Source organism: Xenorhabdus eapokensis, from assembly GCF_001908105.1.
The window spans coordinates 1-805 of record NZ_MKGQ01000150.1 but is presented as its reverse complement, the minus strand read 5'-3'; the positions used below and the strand labels follow the sequence as shown (position 1 = coordinate 805).

The 805-nt window shown below is 51.3% G+C and carries 1 protein-coding gene; it reads right to left on the bottom strand.

Translation table 11 applies throughout. The features are described 5' to 3' along the window. Positions 1-59: 59 nt before the first annotated feature. On the bottom strand, positions 60-752 hold the full coding sequence (locus Xedl_RS19870; protein WP_074025460.1) for a DUF5710 domain-containing protein: 693 nt from the start codon (positions 750-752) through the stop codon (positions 60-62). Positions 753-805 lie beyond the last annotated feature (53 nt).

Here is an 805-nt window from a genome sequence, read left to right as displayed (position 1 = left end):
TTTGTTTTGTATTCCAGCGTCAGCAGACAAGCCGCACTGCGGCGCGTCAGTCTTTCTTGTTAATGCTGATATTTTGATGGCGTATTCACCACCGGTGTCATCCATTCAAACCAGTCACAGGCTTTACTGATATGGCTCCCTCCCTTCGGATCAAAATGATAGTGATGATGTGAGATATCTTCACAATACCCGACAAAGGGCTGATCTATACGGTGAAGCTGAATAGCGGCCGCTTGCTCTTTGGACGTCGGGAAAAATGCCCCACCGGCTTCGGCAAACAGGTCGGTATCATCCTGCTGCGCGCCACAGTGTTCACAATGGTTTACCCAGTGCTGTCTGCGCAGTCGTTGGCTGACCACTTTGCGCAGGGTGTGGTGAAAACCGGGCAGCACGCTACGCACAATAGTGGGAATATCGGCGATATAAAACAGAAACGCCGGGCTGTCCTGCTCGGTATAGTCCACTTCCGTGCCGGGTTCATCATCGTTATCCGCTTCCAGTCGCTGGTGTCCGGCCGGTAGCATAAATGCCGTCACGGTGGTGGGTTGATGGCAGTGTGGGCATGACGTCCGGGTTTGGGCCAGATACCAGAATTCCGCATGGACATTGTAGAACGGCAACCAGTGCATAAACGGGGTCGGGTCAAAACTGTTGTCGATATACCAGGTTTGGGCGGCCGCATCCCAGTGAGCGCCCAGCTTCCGTACTTTCTCGTATTCATCGTCGGGGACGTTTAAATCAATTCGCAGCATGTGTCTTCCTTCATTATTAAATCGTTAACCCAATAAATTAGTCAGACTATTTA

Excerpts from the sequence above, each read along its gene's own strand:
- Xedl_RS19870 (WP_074025460.1), bottom strand. The coding sequence starts at position 752 with ATGCTGCGAATTGATTTAAACGTCCCCGACGATGAATACGAGAAAGTA.